Here is a 17316-nt window from a genome sequence, read left to right on the forward strand (position 1 = left end):
CTTTTCCTATCTTGTAGGCACTTTTAATCAACCGCTGATTCCGATGAAAAAAAATGTCTTACTAGTATGGTTCGCTCTGGTCACTATCTGTACCGCTTTTGCACAATCCGGCAAGGTTTTCGACAATCTATCGATGACGAGCAAAATTCTCGATAGCGAACGCAAATATGCGGTCTACCTTCCCCCCGACTACGAAACTTCGGAGCGCAGTTATCCGGTGTTATATCTTCTGCACGGTGCTACAGATGATCATACCGGTTGGGTGCAATTTGGCGAGGTATTACGCATTGCCGATAATGGTATTAAAGATGGTACGGCCACACCAATGATCATTGTCATGCCCGATGCCGACACCCGTCGTATGGGATATTTTAACGTGGGCGATTGGAAGTATGAAGATTTCTTCTTCGAAGAACTGATGCCCCATGTTGAGCAGAAATATCGTATTAAAGGAGAAAAAAGATACCGTGCCGTTGCAGGACTCTCCATGGGTGGCGGGGGTTCTTTTATGTACGCCTTGCGGCATCCTGAACTATTTTCGTCGGCTTGCCCATTAAGTGCCTATGTAGGGCCATTGACCATCGAGGCGATGAAAGCGCAAGGTAAGAGAAGGGGTGAAAAATATTCCGATGCCGAGATTAAAACCTATATGGAAAATTACAATGCACTGAATTTGATTGAAAGCGTTCCCGTTGAAAAAACAAAGTCCGTTCGCTGGTACATTGACTGTGGCGATGATGATTTTCTATATGAAGGGAATAGTCTTGTGCATATCGCCATGAAGAAAAAAGAAATTCCCCATGAATATCGCGTACGAGATGGAGGCCATAGTTGGGCCTACTGGCGCGATGCCCTTCCTACGGTATTAGGTTTTGTTTCCGACGCTTTCCATCAAAATTAAAATCATAATTCAATATAATGAGATTAAAAAGTAGATTATTGCCAATTTCGGTTCTGGTATTTTTCACGATGATTTTTTCATGTGACAGTACCCCTAAACTCCCCAAAGAAACACCTTTGGTTATTTATGAAGATTCCTTAACGGGTCTTGAAAGGGCCAAAGAAATACGTGAAAATACTCCTGCCGTCTTGACCAAGGGGTTGACCATGTCACTCTGGGCATCCGATTCGTTGGCACCCGATCCCATTGCGATGTCGATCGATAATGAAGGAAGTATATATCTAACCCGTACTAACCGCCAAAAGAATTCGGAATTTGATATTCGAGGGTATCGCGATTGGATGACGCCCTCCATTTCCTTTCAATCCGTAAAAGACCGTCGTGCCTTTTTGCACGAGACCTTTGCGCCTGAAAAAAGTGAGGAAAATTCTTGGTTACCCGATTTGAACAACGATTCCATTCACGATTGGAAAGATTTACGGGTCGAAAAGGAAGAAGTTTGGCGATTGGACGATAAAAACAAAGATGGTCTTGCTGAAACATCCACAAGAATATTGAACGACTTTAATGAAGAGATTACCGATTGTGCCGGGGCACTCTTGGTTCGTGACAATGATGTATTCGTTGGTGTGGGTCCCGATATGTGGCGCCTAACCGATACGAACGATGATGAGGTATTGGATACAAAAACATCATTGGCCCATGGCTTTGCCGTGCACATCGGGTTCGGGGCGCATGGTATGTCAGGAGCAATCGAAGGTCCAGACGGAAAGATTTACTGGGGTATCGGAGATATCGGTGCGAACATCACAAAAGATGGTACGAATTACAAATATCCGAATCAGGGCATCATCGTAAGAGCCAATCCCGATGGGAGTGATTTTGAGATTTTTGCGGCAGGATTAAGAAATACGCACGAATTTGTATTCGATGCCTATGGAAATATTATTTCTTCCGATAATGATGGGGATCACCGTGGCGAAAGCGAACGTTTGGTACATATTGTCGAGGGGCACGATGCGGGCTGGCGAGCAAACTGGCAATATGGAAAATATACGGATCCCATGAATAACGGCTATAATGTTTGGATGGATGAAAAGCTGTATGTTCCAAGATGGGAAGGTCAGGCGGCGTATATTATTCCTCCGATTCAGAATTTTCATAATGGTCCCACGGGTATGGTTTATAACCCAGGCACTGCTTTGGGTAAGGATTGGGTAGACAAGTTCTTCTTGGTCGAATTTGTTGGAAATCCTACCAACTCGCACATCTGGTCTTTCAGTCTCAAACCAAAAGGCGCTTCATTTGAACTAGAAGCGGAGACAGATGTAGTCAGCGGTATTTTACCGACCGGAATGCGTTTTGGCCCCGATGGGGCATTGTACGCCGCCGATTGGATCAATGGTTGGGGAACAAAAAACTACGGTAGGGTCTGGAAGTTCGATGTGACCGACGATAAAAACGATTTAGCTTCCGAACGAAAGCAAACCGAACATTTGATAACCTTGGATTATTCCGATCAATCGGCCGATGACCTAGTGAAATTGTTGGCGTATCCTGATATGCGTATTCGTCAAAAGGCCCAATTTGAATTGGTGAATCGAGGCCGTAAAGGTTTTACTTCCTTCAAAGAAACATTGGAAACATCCAGCGATCAATTTGCAAAGATTCACAGTATTTGGGGCATAGGCCAGCTCGCAAGTAAAGATTTGAATCGTGCCGAAGCATTGATTGGTTATCTGAAGGATACTGATTCTGAAATCATCGCTCAATCGGCTAAGATTATAGGCGATGTAAAATTTGTCGATGCAGCCGCTGAGCTCATTCCCTTGTTGAAAAACAACAATCCACGTGTGAAATTTTTTGCCGCACAAGCCTTGGGAAGAATTCAATATAAAGAAGCCGTACAACCCTTATTGGACATGATTGCCGCCAATAGTGATACCGATGTCTATTTGAGACATGCTGCGGTATTGGCCCTTTCAAGAATTGGTGAGGAGGCCCCCATAGTAGCTTTAGAGGGTAACCCGAATCGCAGCCTTCGCATTGCGGCCGTTTTGGTACTTAGAAGAATGCAGAGCCCCGAAGTGGGCCGGTTCTTAAAGGATGAGGATGAATATATCGTTACCGAGGCTGCTCGTGCTATCAATGATGATTGGTCGATTGAGGCAGCTTTACCGGCACTCGCCTCGTTATTGAACGAAGAACGTTTTTCTTCTGAGCCGCTATTGCGAAGAAGCATCAATGCCGCCCTTCGCGTGGGTGGTGAAGAGGAATTGAACAACCTGATCGCCTTTGCCAAACGGCAAGATGTTCCTTCAAATTTAAAAGGGGAAGCTTTGGCCGCTATCGGCACATGGGCGTCACCATCGGTCTTAGATCGTGTTGATGGTCGATATCGTGGGGAAATAAAAAGAGACGCGGCACCGATAAAACAAAAGATTGAAGGATTGATTCCCGAATTTTTACTAGAGTCTGATGAAAACATATTGGTTGCAGTTTCCAAGACGCTAAGTGCCTTGGGTGTTGACTCACAAAATGATAAATTGCGCAAGATCATGGAAACGCATAAATCACCCAGTGTTCGTTCTGCCATGTTGGATGCATTGGGGAAATTGAATTACGAGAACATCGAATCGGCTATGCAGGCGGGAATGAAAGATTCCGATTTTGAAGTGCGTACTACGGCTCTTGGTCTACTTCCTGAATTGGAGCTGGATGCGAAAGACCTTCCGGCCATTGTGAATCCGGTTTTTGTAAAAGGCTCGATTCGTGAGCAGCAAAAAATGATGGGCGTTCTTGGTGAAATGCCTTTGGACAAGACAGAATCGGTACTCGGTCAAATGATAGTGAAGGCCAAATCGAAAAAACTTCCGTCGGCGGTAATTTTAGACCTGATCGAGGCCGTCGAGGCATCAGGGTCGGAAAAGTTGGCCGCGGAACTGGCCCCCTTAAAAGCTACGGGAAATACTTTCGAGGCATTTAAAGAAACCTTGGAAGGCGGTAATTTGCGACAAGGCTGGCGGTTCTTCAATAATAATTCGACAGGTCAGTGCGTACGCTGCCATTCCGTCGGAGGTTCCGGGGGCATAGTCGGTCCAGAATTGGACAATATCGGAAATGTTCTGAGCAGGGAACAACTACTGGAGGCGTTGATAGATCCAAGTAAAAGATTGGCGCCTGGCTACGGTACCGTTACGGTGACTTTTAAAGACGGGCAGGTTGCTACCGGCGTACTTATGGAGGAAACATATCGTGAATTGATTCTGCGCACCACCGATGCCGAACCCATGGAAATTGCAAAGGAGCGAATCAAGAATGTAGAAAATTCAATGTCAAGCATGCCACCGATGGGGAGTGCAATGTCAAAGCGTGAGATTAGGGATGTCATCGAATTTCTGGCCAATCTTAAGAGAAAAGATAGTTGATGAGTATAAAAAAAGTCGTTATTCAAGCGTTGGTGGCTGTTACCTTATTCATAATTATCGCCTTGATTATAGAGGGGGATTTCAGCCAAAAAATGATTCTGGAAAAAACCCGGAACGGGGTCGTTTTCGGTTTGCTATATGCAGTATATATTGTTGTGAGGGATAAATTCATCAAAAGGTAAGAAATAATGAAATACCGAAGATTCGGAAGAACAAATTGGAAGGTCAGTGAGGTAGGTTATGGAATGTGGGGTATGGCCGGGTGGACGGAATCTGATGATGCCCAGTCAGCAAAGTCGTTAGATCTGGCGGTTGAAAACGGGGTGAATTTTTTCGATACCGCTTGGGGATATGGTGAGGGTCATAGCGAAGAATTATTGGGGCAACTGGTGCGAAGACATCCTGATAAAAAATTATATACGGCTAGTAAGATTCCTCCTAAAAATTTTCAATGGCCTGCAAAACCTGATTATACCTTCGAGGATTCGTACCCTACTTCACATGTGATGGAATACACCGAAAAGACCTTGAAAAATTTAGGCTTGGAACAAATCGATTTGATGCAGTTCCATACTTGGGACGATGGTTGGAGCGATCGTGAGGAATGGCAGCGTGCCATCGAAGATTTAAAGCGGTCGGGAAAGGTTGCCGCAATGGGCATCAGCGTCAATCGCTGGGAGCCCGAAAACGGAATCAAAGCCTTGAAGACCGGAAAATTGGATGCCGTTCAGGTCATATATAATATTTTCGACCAGAATCCCGAAGATGAACTTTTTCCTTTGTGTGATGAAATGGATATTGGGGTAATTGCACGGGTACCTTTTGATGAAGGCACCCTGACCGGTACAATAACTAAGGAAACCACTTTTCCGGAAGGGGATTGGCGAGGCACCTATTTTGTCCCCGAGAACCTGAATTCAAGTGTCGAGCATGCCGATGCCTTGCGACCCTTGATTCCCGAGGGGATGACCATGGCCGAAATGGCACTGCGATTTATAACCATGAACAAATCTGTCGCTACAATGATTCCCGGTATGCGAAAAGCGCGGAATGTGTTGGTCAATACCGCCATCAGTGATGGCAAAGGGCTTTCCCCAGCATTACATCAAGAACTGAAAAATCATCGTTGGGATCGGAAGCCTACGTCTTGGTCGCAGTAAGTCATATAATAATGAACATTTTTCTTAATGTTCTAGTTTTTTACCTCGATTGATCCATTATGTTTTTAAAAATAATGGCTGTCATTTTATACATCTATACCTTCACTGCCTAAATTTCAAATTGTGTTAACGAGTCATCCGGAAATTAGGACAGGTTCATTTAGTGTATTACAGCGATGTTTTTTGTGTTTTGTCTAAAAAAGGCATAATGGCGCCAAAAAAGTACTGAAAATGATAAAAGTCATTTTGAATCTTTCGAGATGAAGGTAATTTTGGGGGCTGAAGCTTAGATATAAGCTATATAATCTTTTTAAATCGAACTGATGAGAAAAAGTAAACCCCACCTTATACGGCTTTTCATTTTTGGTATAGCTGTAGCTCTTCTATCCTTTATCCCATTTTTTGCCGGTCCCGGCTTAACATCTCCTGAGCCGATTGGCAAGTTCGTGAATGGGATATTTCCAAGTCAAACCCCGACTCAGAAGCCTTATAGAATTGCGTTTCCGAACCTCAGTTTCGATTCACCACTAACATTTACTCCGATACCTAACACCAATGTATTGGTCGTAGGGCAACGCAATGGGATTGTCTATTCATTTCAAAATGATGACGCGGTAAACGGTAAGAACCTATTGGCTGATCTTTCTGAAGATGTTGGCATCGTATGGGACGGCGGTTTTTTAGGGCTGGCCTTACATCCTGATTTTGGTCAGCAGGGTAAAAACTATATGTATGTATGGTATACCTCTAAAGATGCACAGGGAAGGCATTACCCCGATTCGTTTCTGAGTGGCTTCGGGTGTAATCTTGAAGATTATTGGGGCAGTTTTCTCTATTTGAAAAGAATAGAAGTAGACCCAACCACCTATGTCATGGTGCCGGGTTCGGAATTTACCATGATAAAGATGAGAATGTATGGATCTACACATAGGGGCGGCGGAATGGTCTTTGGCGATGACGGATTTTTGTATGTGGCTACCGCCGACCAATGTGCGTACAGTAAGCCCCAAGATATTGTAGGTAATCTAGATGGGGGCGTGCTACGAATCGATGTAGATATGGATGTAACAAGGAGCCATGCGCCTATACGAAGAATGCCGGAAGATACACGTTTTGCCGATGAGATTTCCGGGGAAGGGTATTTCATCCCGAATGACAACCCATTTTTGAGTGCAACAGGGGATAATTTTGAGGAGTATTACACGCTAGGTCATAGAAATCCCCATAGAATGACCAAAGACCGGTCGACTGGCACGATGTATATCGGTGAAATCGGCGAGAATACCCATGAAGAAATCAATGTGGTCTCAAGAGGGAAGAATTACGGATGGCCTATATTCGAAGGTAACATAGCAGGCGGTTCTAGTCAGTGCACTGAAATGTACAATAATATGGCCCATGAACATCCCTTGGTCGCTTTCCCTCGTACCGATGCTAATGCGATTATTGGTGGTTTTGTGTATAGGGGTAATGAAATGCCAGATTTTTATGGTAAATATATATGTGCTGATTATGGTGTAGGCGAAGAAATATGGGCGGTCGATACTACCACGGGCGAGTATGAATTTTTGACCCAATTTTCTCCGACCGATATAATATCATTTGGAGAGGATCATAATGGGGAATTGTATTTATTGAGTGAGGGTGATGGAGTCTTCTTATATAGACTTACCCAAAATTCAGGTAGTTTTGGCGAGGTTCCCCAGCTTTTGTCCCAAACTGGGATTTTTCAAAATTTAGAGACCTTGACACCCAATGATGGGGTAATACCTTATGACATGACCGAGGCCTTTTGGTCGGATGGCGCATTGAAAAATCGTTGGATGGCGGTACCTAATGATGGCACGCATGATACCCCGGAGGAACAAATTGAGTTTTCCGAGAACGGTGATTGGAAGTTTCCGGTCGGGTCAGTACTAGTAAAACATTTGGAACTACCCATAGATGAGAACGATCCTTCAGTTGTAAAACGATTGGAAACCAGATTCGTCATCAAGGGGGATGATGGGTCTTACTATTATCTGGTATACAAGTGGAATGAAGAGGGTACCGATGCAGTTCTTTTAGAAGGTAGCCTGGATGAACAGGTAACGGTAACCCAGGCTGACGGAAGTACCCGGGTTCAAACATGGCACTACCCGAATAGCCCGGAGTGTTTTGCCTGTCATGACACTGGCGGTACTCTGGGTCCCAGAACCCGGTATCTTAATAAAGATTTCACCTATGATAAAACAGGTATCAACGCAAACCAATTGGTCACCTTGAGCTATTTGGGTATTTTGGATGAAAGTATCGATGATACCAAAGCTACTCAATATCAAACCCATAAGGCAATGGACGATTTGAATGCGACCCTCGATGAGAGGGCCCGTTCCTATTTGGACCTTAACTGCGCATATTGTCATCGACCAGGTAGATCCGGTGAAAGGGCACAGTTCGACCTAAGGTTGTTCAACACTCTGGAACAAACAGGTCTTTTGACAGCTGGCACCAATACTCCTATAGGTATACCAGGAGAGAAAATAATAGTACCTGGTGATGCATCCCAATCTATTTTATACCATAGGACAAATTCAGTGAATACTACGATAATGATGCCTCCTTGGCTAAAAATTTAGTGGATGAAAAGGCCGTTATTCTAATTAGGGAATGGATCAATCAATTGGATACCAATGTACCATCAACTAGTATTCAGCCCGGAATTTATCAAGTGACCAACGTAGGAAGCGGAAAAGTAATGGATGTTTACAATTCTTCAATAGAACCTTTGGCCGATATCGTACAGTCTGATTTAAGTGCTGCTACAAGCCAACAATTTATGTTCGAGTCCACAGATATCAGTTTCTTTACAATCAAGGCCGAAAGCGGTAATTATTTGGATGTAGAGGGCGATGGGCAAAGTTCGGGCACAAATGTCTTGCAGTATCCTTACCATGGTAATGCGAATCAACAATGGGCTATCGAATATTTGGGCAATGATGAGTATGCCATTAAAAGTAAGTCCAATGGTTTGTATTTAGGGGTGGAGAATAACTCAGTACAGAACGGTGCCAGCATAAAGACCTATTTGAACGATGGCTCGGATTTTATGAAGTGGAGATTTGCGAGTTTGGGTAGTATTGCGGTTTCAGGTGTTGCCCTTTCGGCCGGTGAGCTAATATTGAACGTAGGTGAAAGTGCAGATTTGGTAGCGTTGATAAGTCCAACTAATGCGAGTAATACCGCGGTAACTTGGAGCACCACTGACGAGAATATAGCCACGGTCGATGCGAATGGCCATGTAATTGCCGTATCTGAAGGTACGGCCACAATAACGGTTATTACCGATGATGGCGGTTTCGCGGCAACGCGCGAGGTAAATGTGCAAAATGCAATAGTGCATGTAAGTGGTGTTAGCCTTTCTCATGCCACGGCAACACTCTCAGAGGGCGAGACCACAAATTTATCTGTTACGATAGCCCCTTCAAATGCTGAAGACGATTCCGTGGTATGGTCTTCCAGTGATGAAAGTGTGGCCACGGTTGATAACAACGGACATGTTATAGCCGTATCTGAAGGTACAGCTTCGATAACAGTGACAACAAATGATGGTGGCTTCAGTGCTACAGCGACGATTATAGTAGATAATAGTAGGGTTCATGTAAGCGGGGTAAGTATTTCTCTTGCTACAGCTACGTTGTATGAGGGGGAAACCATAACCTTGAACGCCACGATATCTCCTGTCAATGCCAACAATACTCAAGTAGTTTGGTCCACTAGCGACCAAAGCATAGCTACAGTGGATACTGACGGAAATGTAACTGCCGTTTCTGAAGGCACGGTCTCAATCACTGTCACGACGATTGACGGTAGTTTTACCGATACTACATTGGTAACCGTTGAAAAATTGGAGAATGCCGACCTAACTTCGATTATCTATCCAAACCCAACACAGGGCCAACTAAATATTGAATTGACTGCATATCAATCAAATGAAGTAAGGGTCATGCTTTTTAACAGTCTGCGCCAGAAATTGGCAGAACGGGTCTTTAATGAAGAACATGGAGAGTTTGAGGTGATAGATGTTGCATCATTGTCCAATGGGGTTTATTATATCACCTTTGAATCGGGTGGTAATAGAGAGGCTAAGGCCTTTATCGTTAATAAATAATTGACAGCTCTCCCTTGTCATAAAAGGAATGTTCTTTAAGAAATATAAGAGAACATCTAGCACCAAATAAATGAAGGCAATTGCATTACTTTGCGAATAATTGCCCCATATCCTTGAACGCCTTGAATTCCAGAGCATTTCCGGCCGGGTCTAAAAAAAACATTGTGGCCTGTTCGCCTACCTGACCTTCGAAACGGATATAGGGCTCGATGATGAACTTAATGCCTTTTGATTTAAGCTCTTCTGAAAACGATTGGAATGTTTCCCAAGGTAAGACCACACCGTAATGGGGTACCGGAACATCGTGCCCGTCAACAGGGTTGTGATGCAGACCTTCGCTTTCTACCTTTGGTTTATAATGTATGACCAATTGATGACCAAAGAGATTGAAATCGACCCAATGGTCGCTACTTCGACCTTCTTCACAATTCAACACTTCGCGATAGAATGTTCTGCATTCGGCCAAATTGTGAACGGGAATGGCAATATGGAAAGGCGTTACGTTTTGCATGATATTCTTATTAATTTTAATTGTCACCCTGAGCCCAGTCGAAGGGCTTTTAGCCTTACAGGCATTTCGACATTAGTATATCTTGGGCGAAGTCGAAAGGCTCAACATGACAGTCTTTAAAAATACTTCTTTACTATGACTCTAAAAAATCAACAATTTCATCGTTCACCTCGTCTTGGTGCATAGAGTGCCCGAAACCTTCGGTGCTGATAAGTGTACTTCCCTTCCAATTGGCCTGTACTTTAACCGAAGCGTGATAGGGTGTAATTTTGTCCAATCTGTCGTGAAAGAGTAGTCCTTTTTTGGTATTTGTCTTTGCGTACTCCGAGGTTGAAAATTCACGGATACGGAATCCGAAACGTTCCAGAACGTAATCGTCCAAGGCACGCATGACGCGACCGTTGAATTTCAAGATGTTCTGAAAATGTTCCATGATTTCGTGAAACTCGGAGGGGGAGGCGACCGTCACGATTTTTTGAATATCGCGATTTTGATTACGATGCTCATTATAATGCATGGTCATTCCTGCGACCGAATGGCCCACTAAAAAATCGGGTCGGTATTCCTTTATGAGATGTTGTAAGATTTCCGCATATAACGGAACGTAAAGATATTTTCCTGATGAATACCCATGACCAGGCGCATCGAAGGCAAGGATGTTAAAATTTTTTCCTTGAATTTTTCTATTAAATTCCGCCAACGGAAGGTATTGCTTTCCCATCCATGAACCAAGAGTACGGTTTTTCCCTTTCCCGGCCAAGAATACGTTTGGATGTGATGTTCTCCGATATGAAGCATTTCATGTTTGACCGCATCCAAATATTCTTTTTGTTGCGGCAAAACTTTTCCTTTTCGAATCGTACAGAAAAGATAGAAGGCCCTTTCAGCGGTTTTTTTCGGTGCGAATAGCGAAAGCACATTGTAGTAATGACCATAACCGAGAGGAATCAATTTTGCGATTGCTTTTTTCATCAGGTTACTTTTTGTAACTTACTCTTTAATTAATACCAAAATTAAGAATTTATTTATAATTCGAGCAGGGTTTCAAAAGTCGCACAAGGTATGGAAATAGAAACTATTACTGAGCATCAAAGGCTTAACGCCAAGAAAAAATTAAATAAAATGTTTGGTCATGTCAACCTTAAAGATATGACATTGGCATGCCCCATTCGAGACGTTATGGCTATGGCTTCCGACAAATGGAGCATCTTGATTATCATGCATCTGGGTTATTATCCGATTTTACGTTTTAATGAACTTAAAAAAAAGGTGTACGGAATATCCAATAAGGTATTGAGCGAAAGATTAAAGCAACTGGAAGGTGATGGGTATTTAATACGGACCATGTACCCCGAAGTACCCATACGAGTAGAATATGGACTTTCCGATTTCGGGCATTCTTATCTACAAAAGCTGATCGAACTCACTGAATGGGCTCAAACGTACAAGGATTGTGTGCTGGCCAATCGCGCCCAGTATAAAACCAAAAAACGGAGTTAAGTCTTTCCAAAGTAAATATTGCCACACTTATTCTTTCAAAGGCTTTTTTTGATCATGCCCCCTTTGATATCTTTCACAACGTTCATTACGATAAAGGCCTTTTTATCTATTTTGTCTATTTCCGTACTCAATTTGGCAATTTCTAATCTTGTTATTACGGTATAAATGATATCATTGGAAATTCCTTCTACCCCATTTTTGGCATAACCTCCACGCCCTTGATAAATGGTACAGGCCCGACCTAGTTTTGTGGTCAGCATTACCCGTATTTCCTCACTCTTGTTTGAGATGATGGTAATACCCATATATTCTTCGACACCATCTACGACATAATCCACTGTTTTTGCCGCTACCAAGTAGGTAAGAATAGCATAGAGCGCCGTTTCTATGGATAGTAAATAAGCACCTGCCGAGAAAATTACGATATTTATCAATAGCAGCACATCGCCAACCGTCATGTGCCATTTTCGACTAAGGTAGATGGCTAGCACTTCCGTTCCGTCTATAACACCGCCGCCCCGCATTGCCATACCGATGCCTAAACCGAGAAAAAAACCGCCGAATACCGCAATTAATAGCTTGTCATCGGTAATGGTCGGATAGTGCACAAAGTGAACTACAAGAGCAAGAATAATAATGGCGATAATACTTTTGATGGCGAACTTCTTGCCAATGGTTCTTGCACCAAGTAATATAAAGGGAGTGTTTACCAGAATAAGTAATATGCCTAACGGAATACTTGAAGTAACCCTTATCAATAATGATACTCCCGTTGCGCCTCCATCTATGAAATTATTGGGAAGTAAAAAGCCCTTCAATCCGAAGCCCGCAGCAAAGATTCCGATGGTAATGAAAAGAATTTCTTTTATTGCATGAGCGAACTCAACCTGTCCAGTCCTGATTTCTTTAACAAGCTGTTTTTTACTGATTTTTTCACTTCCCTTCTCGGTCTTTAGTTTTTCTTTGGCGCGCTGTACAAGTAAATATTGTAGTAGTGGGTTCATAACTTTTACTTGTTATCGATATGGAAATAAGAAACGAAAAGGTAAGCATAAATGATGGAATGTAGTTTTTGGGCTATTCCCCCCAACCAACCATTAAGTACTTGATTTTGGCCTTATCTGGAATCTGGACCGCCTCAATGTTTCGACTTGAGCCATATTGTAGGCTCGATGGCAGTTCTTTCTTATCGATGGTAAAGTACATATCGCTATCCTTGAGTAAAATTACCACATTGTTCATTGAGGTAATTATTTTGCGGATGGCATAATTGTCTTTGATATCCTTAAAAGTGCTGTTCAAGCCGACCCCTTTTTCAGTGACGAAGCGGATATCCTCTATTTTCACGTTTTCAATGGTGGGAATACTGTCTGAACTAGGTGTTAGGGTCAACAAATGTTTTCCTCCCTTTTCATAGACCCTCACTTTTTTCGCATTGTTCGATAGATTGATGACCGTTGTGTCCTTTACAATGGAATCTTCGGCATAGATAATTTCTAGATCGCGTGCCAAACTTATTTTATCCAATTTTCCGATACTAGTATTGGTAATTAAAAAGGTAGTGTCCACCTCTTCCTTACAACCAAAGAACAGTAGTATCGTAAAACTTAAAATCAGAATTTTTCTCATAGCTTTTAGCGCATCACTTTTTTCAGAACACCCAAGACCCCTCTAATAAAAGTGGCACTGGTCAACACTTTTATCACGGGATTTTGTCGTGTACTTCTACGACTGGACGTTCTTCGCGTTGTTGATTTCGATTTTTCTTTTTCGGCTTCTTTTTCGGCTTTCTCGATTTTTTCGTTGAGCATTTCATAGGCACTTTCCCTATCGATGACCTCACCGTATTTTTTGACCAGTTTTGAGTTGTCGATGACTTCTTTTAGTTCGCTGTCGGTCAGCACGTCCATACGACTCATGGGCGCCCTCAGTAAGGTAGCCGCAAGGGGAGTCGGTCTTCCTTTTTCATCCAAGGCGGAAACTAGTGCCTCTCCGATACCCAATGAAGTGAGCACTTCTTTAGTATCATAGTATTCAGAAATCGGATAGTTTTCGGCCGTTAATTTAATGGCTTTTCTGTCTCGTGCGGTAAAAGCGCGTAAGGCATGCTGCACTTTTAGTCCTAATTGAGATAAAACGGCATTTGGCACATCGGTAGGGTTTTGAGTTACAAAATACAGTCCGATACCTTTGGAACGGATCAACTTCACAATACTCTCGATTTGCTCTAATAAAGCCTTTGACGCCTGGTTGAATATAAGGTGTGCCTCGTCTATGAAAAGAATTAGCTCGGGTTTATCACTATCCCCCTGCTCAGGAAAAGTGGAATAAATCTCTGCCAGAAGACTCAACATGAACGTAGAGAATAATTTTGGCCTATCTTGTATATCGGTCAATCGGATAATATTGATGTAGCCCCGACCATTCTCATCGATTCGCGTGAGGTCATCTACTTCGAAGGATTTTTCGCCAAAAAACAGGTCGGCACCCTGTTGTTCCAATTCAATGATTTTTCGGAGGATGGTTCCCGTAGAACTTGTTGAAATTCTACCATAATCTTTGGTGAACTCTTCTTTTCCAGCTCCTGTGGCATACTGTAACACTTTTTTAAAATCCTTAAGGTCCAACAAGGGGAGTTTGTTGTCGTCACAATATTTGAAAACAACTGCGACAATACCTTCTTGGGTTTCTGAAAGATCTAAGATTCGTGACAATAGAATGGGCCCGAATTCAGAAACTGTGGCCCGCAATTTGACACCATCTTGTTCGGATAGGGAAAGAATTTCTACCGGAAAACTTTTGGCTTCGAAAGGTAGTCCGATTTTGGCATGACGCTCATCGATTTTCGGATGTCCGGGACTTAGTTCGGCAATACCGCTCAAATCTCCTTTTAAATCCATGAGTAATACGGGAATGCCCTTATCCGATAAATTTTCGGCGAGTACCTGCAAGGTCTTTGTTTTTCCTGTTCCGGTAGCACCTGCGATCAGGCCGTGGCGGTTCAAGGTTTTTAGGGGAATCTTTACGAAGGCATTCGTAATTGCCTCTTCATTCAGCATGGCCGCTCCAAGCGTGATAAAATCACCTTTGGTGGTATAACCCTTCTCGATATGGGCAAAAAAATCTTCTTGGGTACTCATTTTGGATAGTTTTGATAAAAATAGGGGATTTTTGGCAATAGAAAAGGAGATGCTCGGCAGTATTTTCGAATAAAAGAAATACTTCTAAGTTGTATTTTGAATTGTCAAAAATTAACGATGCTATAAACTTAACCGTCCTATTAGGTAAAAATATGGACTTAGGCTTCCCGGTCTTGTCCAAGGCGGAGGTCGACTTGACTCTTATTCGCGATTTTTCTTCCACATATCAAACTCGCTTCGGATTTTCTCATCCGTAAGAGGATATAACCCCACAATCGATTTTCCCGTCTGAACTTGTTCCATCGCAAATTCCTCGAACAAGGTCATCGCGGTGCATTCGTCGGCAACTTCATCGGCTAAATGAGCAGGAATGACCATTATTCCGTCATCGTCTCCAAGAATAATATCTCCAGGAAAAACAGCAACATCACCACATGCAATGGGTTCATTGATGGCAATGGCTTGATGCAAGGTCAAATTGGTAGGTGCAGAAGGTCTGTTATGATATGATGGAAAACCTAAGGTGGCTATCTCTGCCGAATCACGGAATCCACCGTCAGTCACAATGCCAGCGGCCCCTCTAACCATTAATCGTGTCGCCAATATAGAGCCTGCAGAGGCGGCCCGGGCATCTTTTCTGCTATCCATGACGAGTACTGAACCTTCGGGACAGGTTTCGACCGCCACCCGTTGCGGATGGTTTTTATCTTTGAAAACCGTAATCGGATTCAAATCTTCGCGTGCAGGAATATATCGAAGCGTAAAAGCTTCCCCAACCATGGTTGGTTTGCCTTTTTTAAGAGGAATAACTCCCTGTATAAATTGATTTTTCAATCCCTTTTTGAACAGGCAAGTTGCCACGGTAGCGGTACTTATTGCTTTGAGCTTTGCTCTAGTGCTTTCTGATAGTGAAGACATAAGTTTTTTTTGTAATGTTATTCCGCTCTTTGCCAAGCATCTCTTAGGAAATTCAAGTCCTTTTTCATTTGATTGAAAACTTCCTTTTTATCGATTGTTATTTCCGAGTCTCCATGTTCCGCACCGCCCAATTCATATTCCAAATGCAAGGAAAAAGGCACATTAATTTCGTATTTTTTCAATAAGGAAAAGTAGCGGTTAAAATCTACCATTCCTTCCCCTAATGGCGTGTTGACAGGTTTCCATTGTCCATCGACCTGTCCCCATTTGAAGTCTTTGATTACTATAGATTTTATGAAAGGTTTTATATGTCGTAAACCCAATTCCCAGCTGTTTCCTCCTTCAACAACTGCGTGTCTGATATCATATTGTGCGCCGATATGTTCATTGTTGGTGGCTTCTAAAATGGGAGGCAGATCCCAAATAGGGGCACCTACATGGTTTCCGGCGTGGTTTTGATAGCATCCAATGATTCCTAAATCTTTATTTAGTGTTTCCAACGCTGCAGCCTGTTGCCCGTAAATAGCTTGACTTTCTGCTATCGTTCTATCTTCCGGATATTTTAGCCATCCGGTACGATAATGTGTAAATCCCGACATACTTGCCGTTTGTAGAACCGTTTTTTGTTCCGTATCGTTCACATCCCAAACGTTCGTTGTCATCAATCCCGGGGTGATGCCATATTTCTTCATCGCGGCAACCGCTTTAGGTAAATCATCGACCACCCTTTCGGGCAAAACATGTCCTTCAGGCCTAACCGTCAAATCCAACCCGTCGAACCCTATTTCTGCCGCCGCTGCCGCCATTTCATTATAATCAAGAAATTGCAGGTGTTTCGAGAACAAGCTTACCGAAATAGCATCATTCGGTGTTGTAACTGCATTGAATAGCGAGTTGCTAAATCCCATTAAAGGGACACTTCCGATAGCTGCGGCGGATAACTTCGTAAAGTTTCTCCTTGTTATCATTTTTTTGGTTTCTTTCATAGTATTATGCTGATCTATGATTAGTAAGTGGATTATATGTTAAAAACTTGTGGGTCTCACAAATATATGTATTTTTGGTAAACCAAACTGGTTAACCAATTTTAATATTGTATGAAAAGCTATAATCATATAGTAGTTCTAGTGGGCGTGTGCGGTACGGGAAAGAGTGCCGTAGGGCAAAAAGTCGCCCAAAAACTTGAAATTCCCTTCTACGATGTAGATAAGTTTTTTGCATCCGAAGACCTTCCCAAAGGTAAACTTCCACAAGATGTGAACCTGGAAAAATGGTTGACTTCCGTTGAAGACTTGATCTTGGACCAATCGACTCAAAAAGGTTGTGTAATTTCCTGTTCGATATTGAAGAAAGAACATCGCACAAGGTTGACCGCCCGTATCGATCATCTATTGGATTGGGTCTTTATGAACGACTCCTATGAAAATGCCGCCCTGCGTGTCGAAAAGATTGGAGTTATTGACCGACGAGCTTCATTACTTAAATCAGACTTTGAGACCCTCGAGGTTCCTAAACGGGCTTTGACAATCGATATGAGCCATTCAGAACAGGAAATTGTAGATACCATATTAAAATACTTGGCCCGCAAATACGGATGATGGAAAAGAG

General features: G+C 42.8%; 16 protein-coding genes. 8 read left to right on the top strand and 8 right to left on the bottom strand.

Features of this window, described 5'->3' with window-relative positions:
* Positions 1-43: 43 nt before the first annotated feature.
* The 6 genes from N8A86_RS14200 (at position 44) to N8A86_RS14225 (ending at position 9639) form a co-directional block, all read left to right on the top strand.
* On the top strand, positions 44-901 hold the full coding sequence (locus tag N8A86_RS14200) for an alpha/beta hydrolase (RefSeq protein ID WP_273565992.1): 858 nt from the start codon (positions 44-46) through the stop codon (positions 899-901).
* A gap of 17 nt (positions 902-918) precedes the next feature.
* A complete protein-coding gene (locus N8A86_RS14205; protein WP_273565993.1) occupies positions 919-4329 on the top strand; it encodes a HEAT repeat domain-containing protein in 3411 nt (1136 codons plus the stop codon).
* A complete protein-coding gene (locus N8A86_RS14210) occupies positions 4329-4511 on the top strand; it encodes a hypothetical protein (RefSeq protein ID WP_273565994.1) in 183 nt (60 codons plus the stop codon). The genes N8A86_RS14205 and N8A86_RS14210 overlap by 1 nt, the downstream gene beginning before the upstream one ends.
* A gap of 6 nt (positions 4512-4517) precedes the next feature.
* On the top strand, positions 4518-5489 hold the full coding sequence (locus tag N8A86_RS14215) for an aldo/keto reductase (RefSeq protein WP_273565995.1): 972 nt from the start codon (positions 4518-4520) through the stop codon (positions 5487-5489).
* A gap of 323 nt (positions 5490-5812) precedes the next feature.
* Positions 5813-8107, top strand: a complete 2295-nt coding sequence (locus N8A86_RS14220) for a PQQ-dependent sugar dehydrogenase (RefSeq protein WP_273565996.1) — start codon at positions 5813-5815, stop codon at positions 8105-8107.
* Positions 8092-9639 carry an Ig-like domain-containing protein gene (locus N8A86_RS14225; RefSeq protein WP_273565997.1) on the top strand — a complete coding sequence of 516 codons (1548 nt, stop codon included), beginning with the start codon at positions 8092-8094 and terminating at the stop codon, positions 9637-9639. Before N8A86_RS14220 ends, N8A86_RS14225 begins: the two co-directional genes overlap by 16 nt.
* Positions 9640-9724: 85 nt before the next feature.
* Here the strand turns inward: N8A86_RS14225 and N8A86_RS14230 are convergent, their stop codons facing one another.
* The 3 genes from N8A86_RS14230 to N8A86_RS21640 all read right to left on the bottom strand — a co-directional run bounded on the left by N8A86_RS14230 (position 9725) and on the right by N8A86_RS21640 (position 11122).
* On the bottom strand, positions 9725-10150 hold the full coding sequence (locus tag N8A86_RS14230; protein ID WP_273565998.1) for a VOC family protein: 426 nt from the start codon (positions 10148-10150) through the stop codon (positions 9725-9727).
* 133 nt (positions 10151-10283) lie between these two features.
* Entirely contained in the window at positions 10284-10694 is a 411-nt protein-coding gene (locus N8A86_RS14235) for an alpha/beta fold hydrolase (protein ID WP_337251618.1), read from the bottom strand.
* Between the two features lie 23 nt (positions 10695-10717).
* Positions 10718-11122, bottom strand: coding sequence for a hypothetical protein (locus tag N8A86_RS21640; protein ID WP_337251619.1), 405 nt, complete (start codon positions 11120-11122; stop codon positions 10718-10720).
* Between the two features lie 90 nt (positions 11123-11212).
* Between N8A86_RS21640 and N8A86_RS14240 the strand changes: the two genes are divergently transcribed.
* The gene (locus N8A86_RS14240) at positions 11213-11650 is read left to right on the top strand and encodes a winged helix-turn-helix transcriptional regulator (protein ID WP_273566000.1); all 438 of its coding nucleotides are present in this window, start codon (positions 11213-11215) and stop codon (positions 11648-11650) included.
* Positions 11651-11685: 35 nt separating this feature from the next.
* On the opposite strand, the gene N8A86_RS14245 is transcribed toward N8A86_RS14240, so the two are convergent.
* The 5 genes from N8A86_RS14245 to N8A86_RS14265 form a co-directional block, all read right to left on the bottom strand.
* A complete protein-coding gene (locus N8A86_RS14245) occupies positions 11686-12654 on the bottom strand; it encodes a YitT family protein (RefSeq protein WP_273566001.1) in 969 nt (322 codons plus the stop codon).
* Positions 12655-12727: 73 nt separating this feature from the next.
* A complete protein-coding gene (locus N8A86_RS14250) occupies positions 12728-13279 on the bottom strand; it encodes a hypothetical protein (protein WP_273566002.1) in 552 nt (183 codons plus the stop codon).
* Between the two features lie 5 nt (positions 13280-13284).
* Positions 13285-14790: a helicase HerA-like domain-containing protein gene (locus tag N8A86_RS14255; RefSeq protein ID WP_273566003.1), complete on the bottom strand. Its 1506-nt coding sequence runs from the start codon at positions 14788-14790 to the stop codon at positions 13285-13287.
* Between the two features lie 201 nt (positions 14791-14991).
* A complete protein-coding gene (locus tag N8A86_RS14260; protein ID WP_273566004.1) occupies positions 14992-15708 on the bottom strand; it encodes a ribonuclease activity regulator RraA in 717 nt (238 codons plus the stop codon).
* Between the two features lie 17 nt (positions 15709-15725).
* On the bottom strand, positions 15726-16694 hold the full coding sequence (locus N8A86_RS14265) for a sugar phosphate isomerase/epimerase family protein (RefSeq protein ID WP_273566005.1): 969 nt from the start codon (positions 16692-16694) through the stop codon (positions 15726-15728).
* A gap of 111 nt (positions 16695-16805) precedes the next feature.
* Between N8A86_RS14265 and N8A86_RS14270 the strand changes: the two genes are divergently transcribed.
* Positions 16806-17306: a shikimate kinase gene (locus tag N8A86_RS14270; protein ID WP_273566006.1), complete on the top strand. Its 501-nt coding sequence runs from the start codon at positions 16806-16808 to the stop codon at positions 17304-17306.
* Positions 17307-17316 lie beyond the last annotated feature (10 nt).

It is taken from the genome of Maribacter halichondriae (genome assembly GCF_027474825.1).
In the GTDB taxonomy this organism is placed as follows: domain Bacteria; phylum Bacteroidota; class Bacteroidia; order Flavobacteriales; family Flavobacteriaceae; genus Meishania; species Meishania halichondriae.

Excerpts from the sequence above, each read along its gene's own strand:
- N8A86_RS14200 (WP_273565992.1), top strand. The coding sequence starts at position 44 with ATGAAAAAAAATGTCTTACTAGTATGGTTCGCTCTGGTCACTATCTGT.
- N8A86_RS14205 (WP_273565993.1), top strand. The coding sequence starts at position 919 with ATGAGATTAAAAAGTAGATTATTGCCAATTTCGGTTCTGGTATTTTTC.
- N8A86_RS14210 (WP_273565994.1), top strand. The coding sequence starts at position 4,329 with ATGAGTATAAAAAAAGTCGTTATTCAAGCGTTGGTGGCTGTTACCTTA.
- N8A86_RS14215 (WP_273565995.1), top strand. The coding sequence starts at position 4,518 with ATGAAATACCGAAGATTCGGAAGAACAAATTGGAAGGTCAGTGAGGTA.
- N8A86_RS14220 (WP_273565996.1), top strand. The coding sequence starts at position 5,813 with ATGAGAAAAAGTAAACCCCACCTTATACGGCTTTTCATTTTTGGTATA.
- N8A86_RS14230 (WP_273565998.1), bottom strand. The coding sequence starts at position 10,150 with ATGCAAAACGTAACGCCTTTCCATATTGCCATTCCCGTTCACAATTTG.
- N8A86_RS21640 (WP_337251619.1), bottom strand. The coding sequence starts at position 11,122 with ATGAAAAAAGCAATCGCAAAATTGATTCCTCTCGGTTATGGTCATTAC.
- N8A86_RS14240 (WP_273566000.1), top strand. The coding sequence starts at position 11,213 with ATGGAAATAGAAACTATTACTGAGCATCAAAGGCTTAACGCCAAGAAA.
- N8A86_RS14245 (WP_273566001.1), bottom strand. The coding sequence starts at position 12,654 with ATGAACCCACTACTACAATATTTACTTGTACAGCGCGCCAAAGAAAAA.
- N8A86_RS14250 (WP_273566002.1), bottom strand. The coding sequence starts at position 13,279 with ATGAGAAAAATTCTGATTTTAAGTTTTACGATACTACTGTTCTTTGGT.
- N8A86_RS14255 (WP_273566003.1), bottom strand. The coding sequence starts at position 14,790 with ATGAGTACCCAAGAAGATTTTTTTGCCCATATCGAGAAGGGTTATACC.
- N8A86_RS14260 (WP_273566004.1), bottom strand. The coding sequence starts at position 15,708 with ATGTCTTCACTATCAGAAAGCACTAGAGCAAAGCTCAAAGCAATAAGT.
- N8A86_RS14265 (WP_273566005.1), bottom strand. The coding sequence starts at position 16,694 with ATGAAAGAAACCAAAAAAATGATAACAAGGAGAAACTTTACGAAGTTA.
- N8A86_RS14270 (WP_273566006.1), top strand. The coding sequence starts at position 16,806 with ATGAAAAGCTATAATCATATAGTAGTTCTAGTGGGCGTGTGCGGTACG.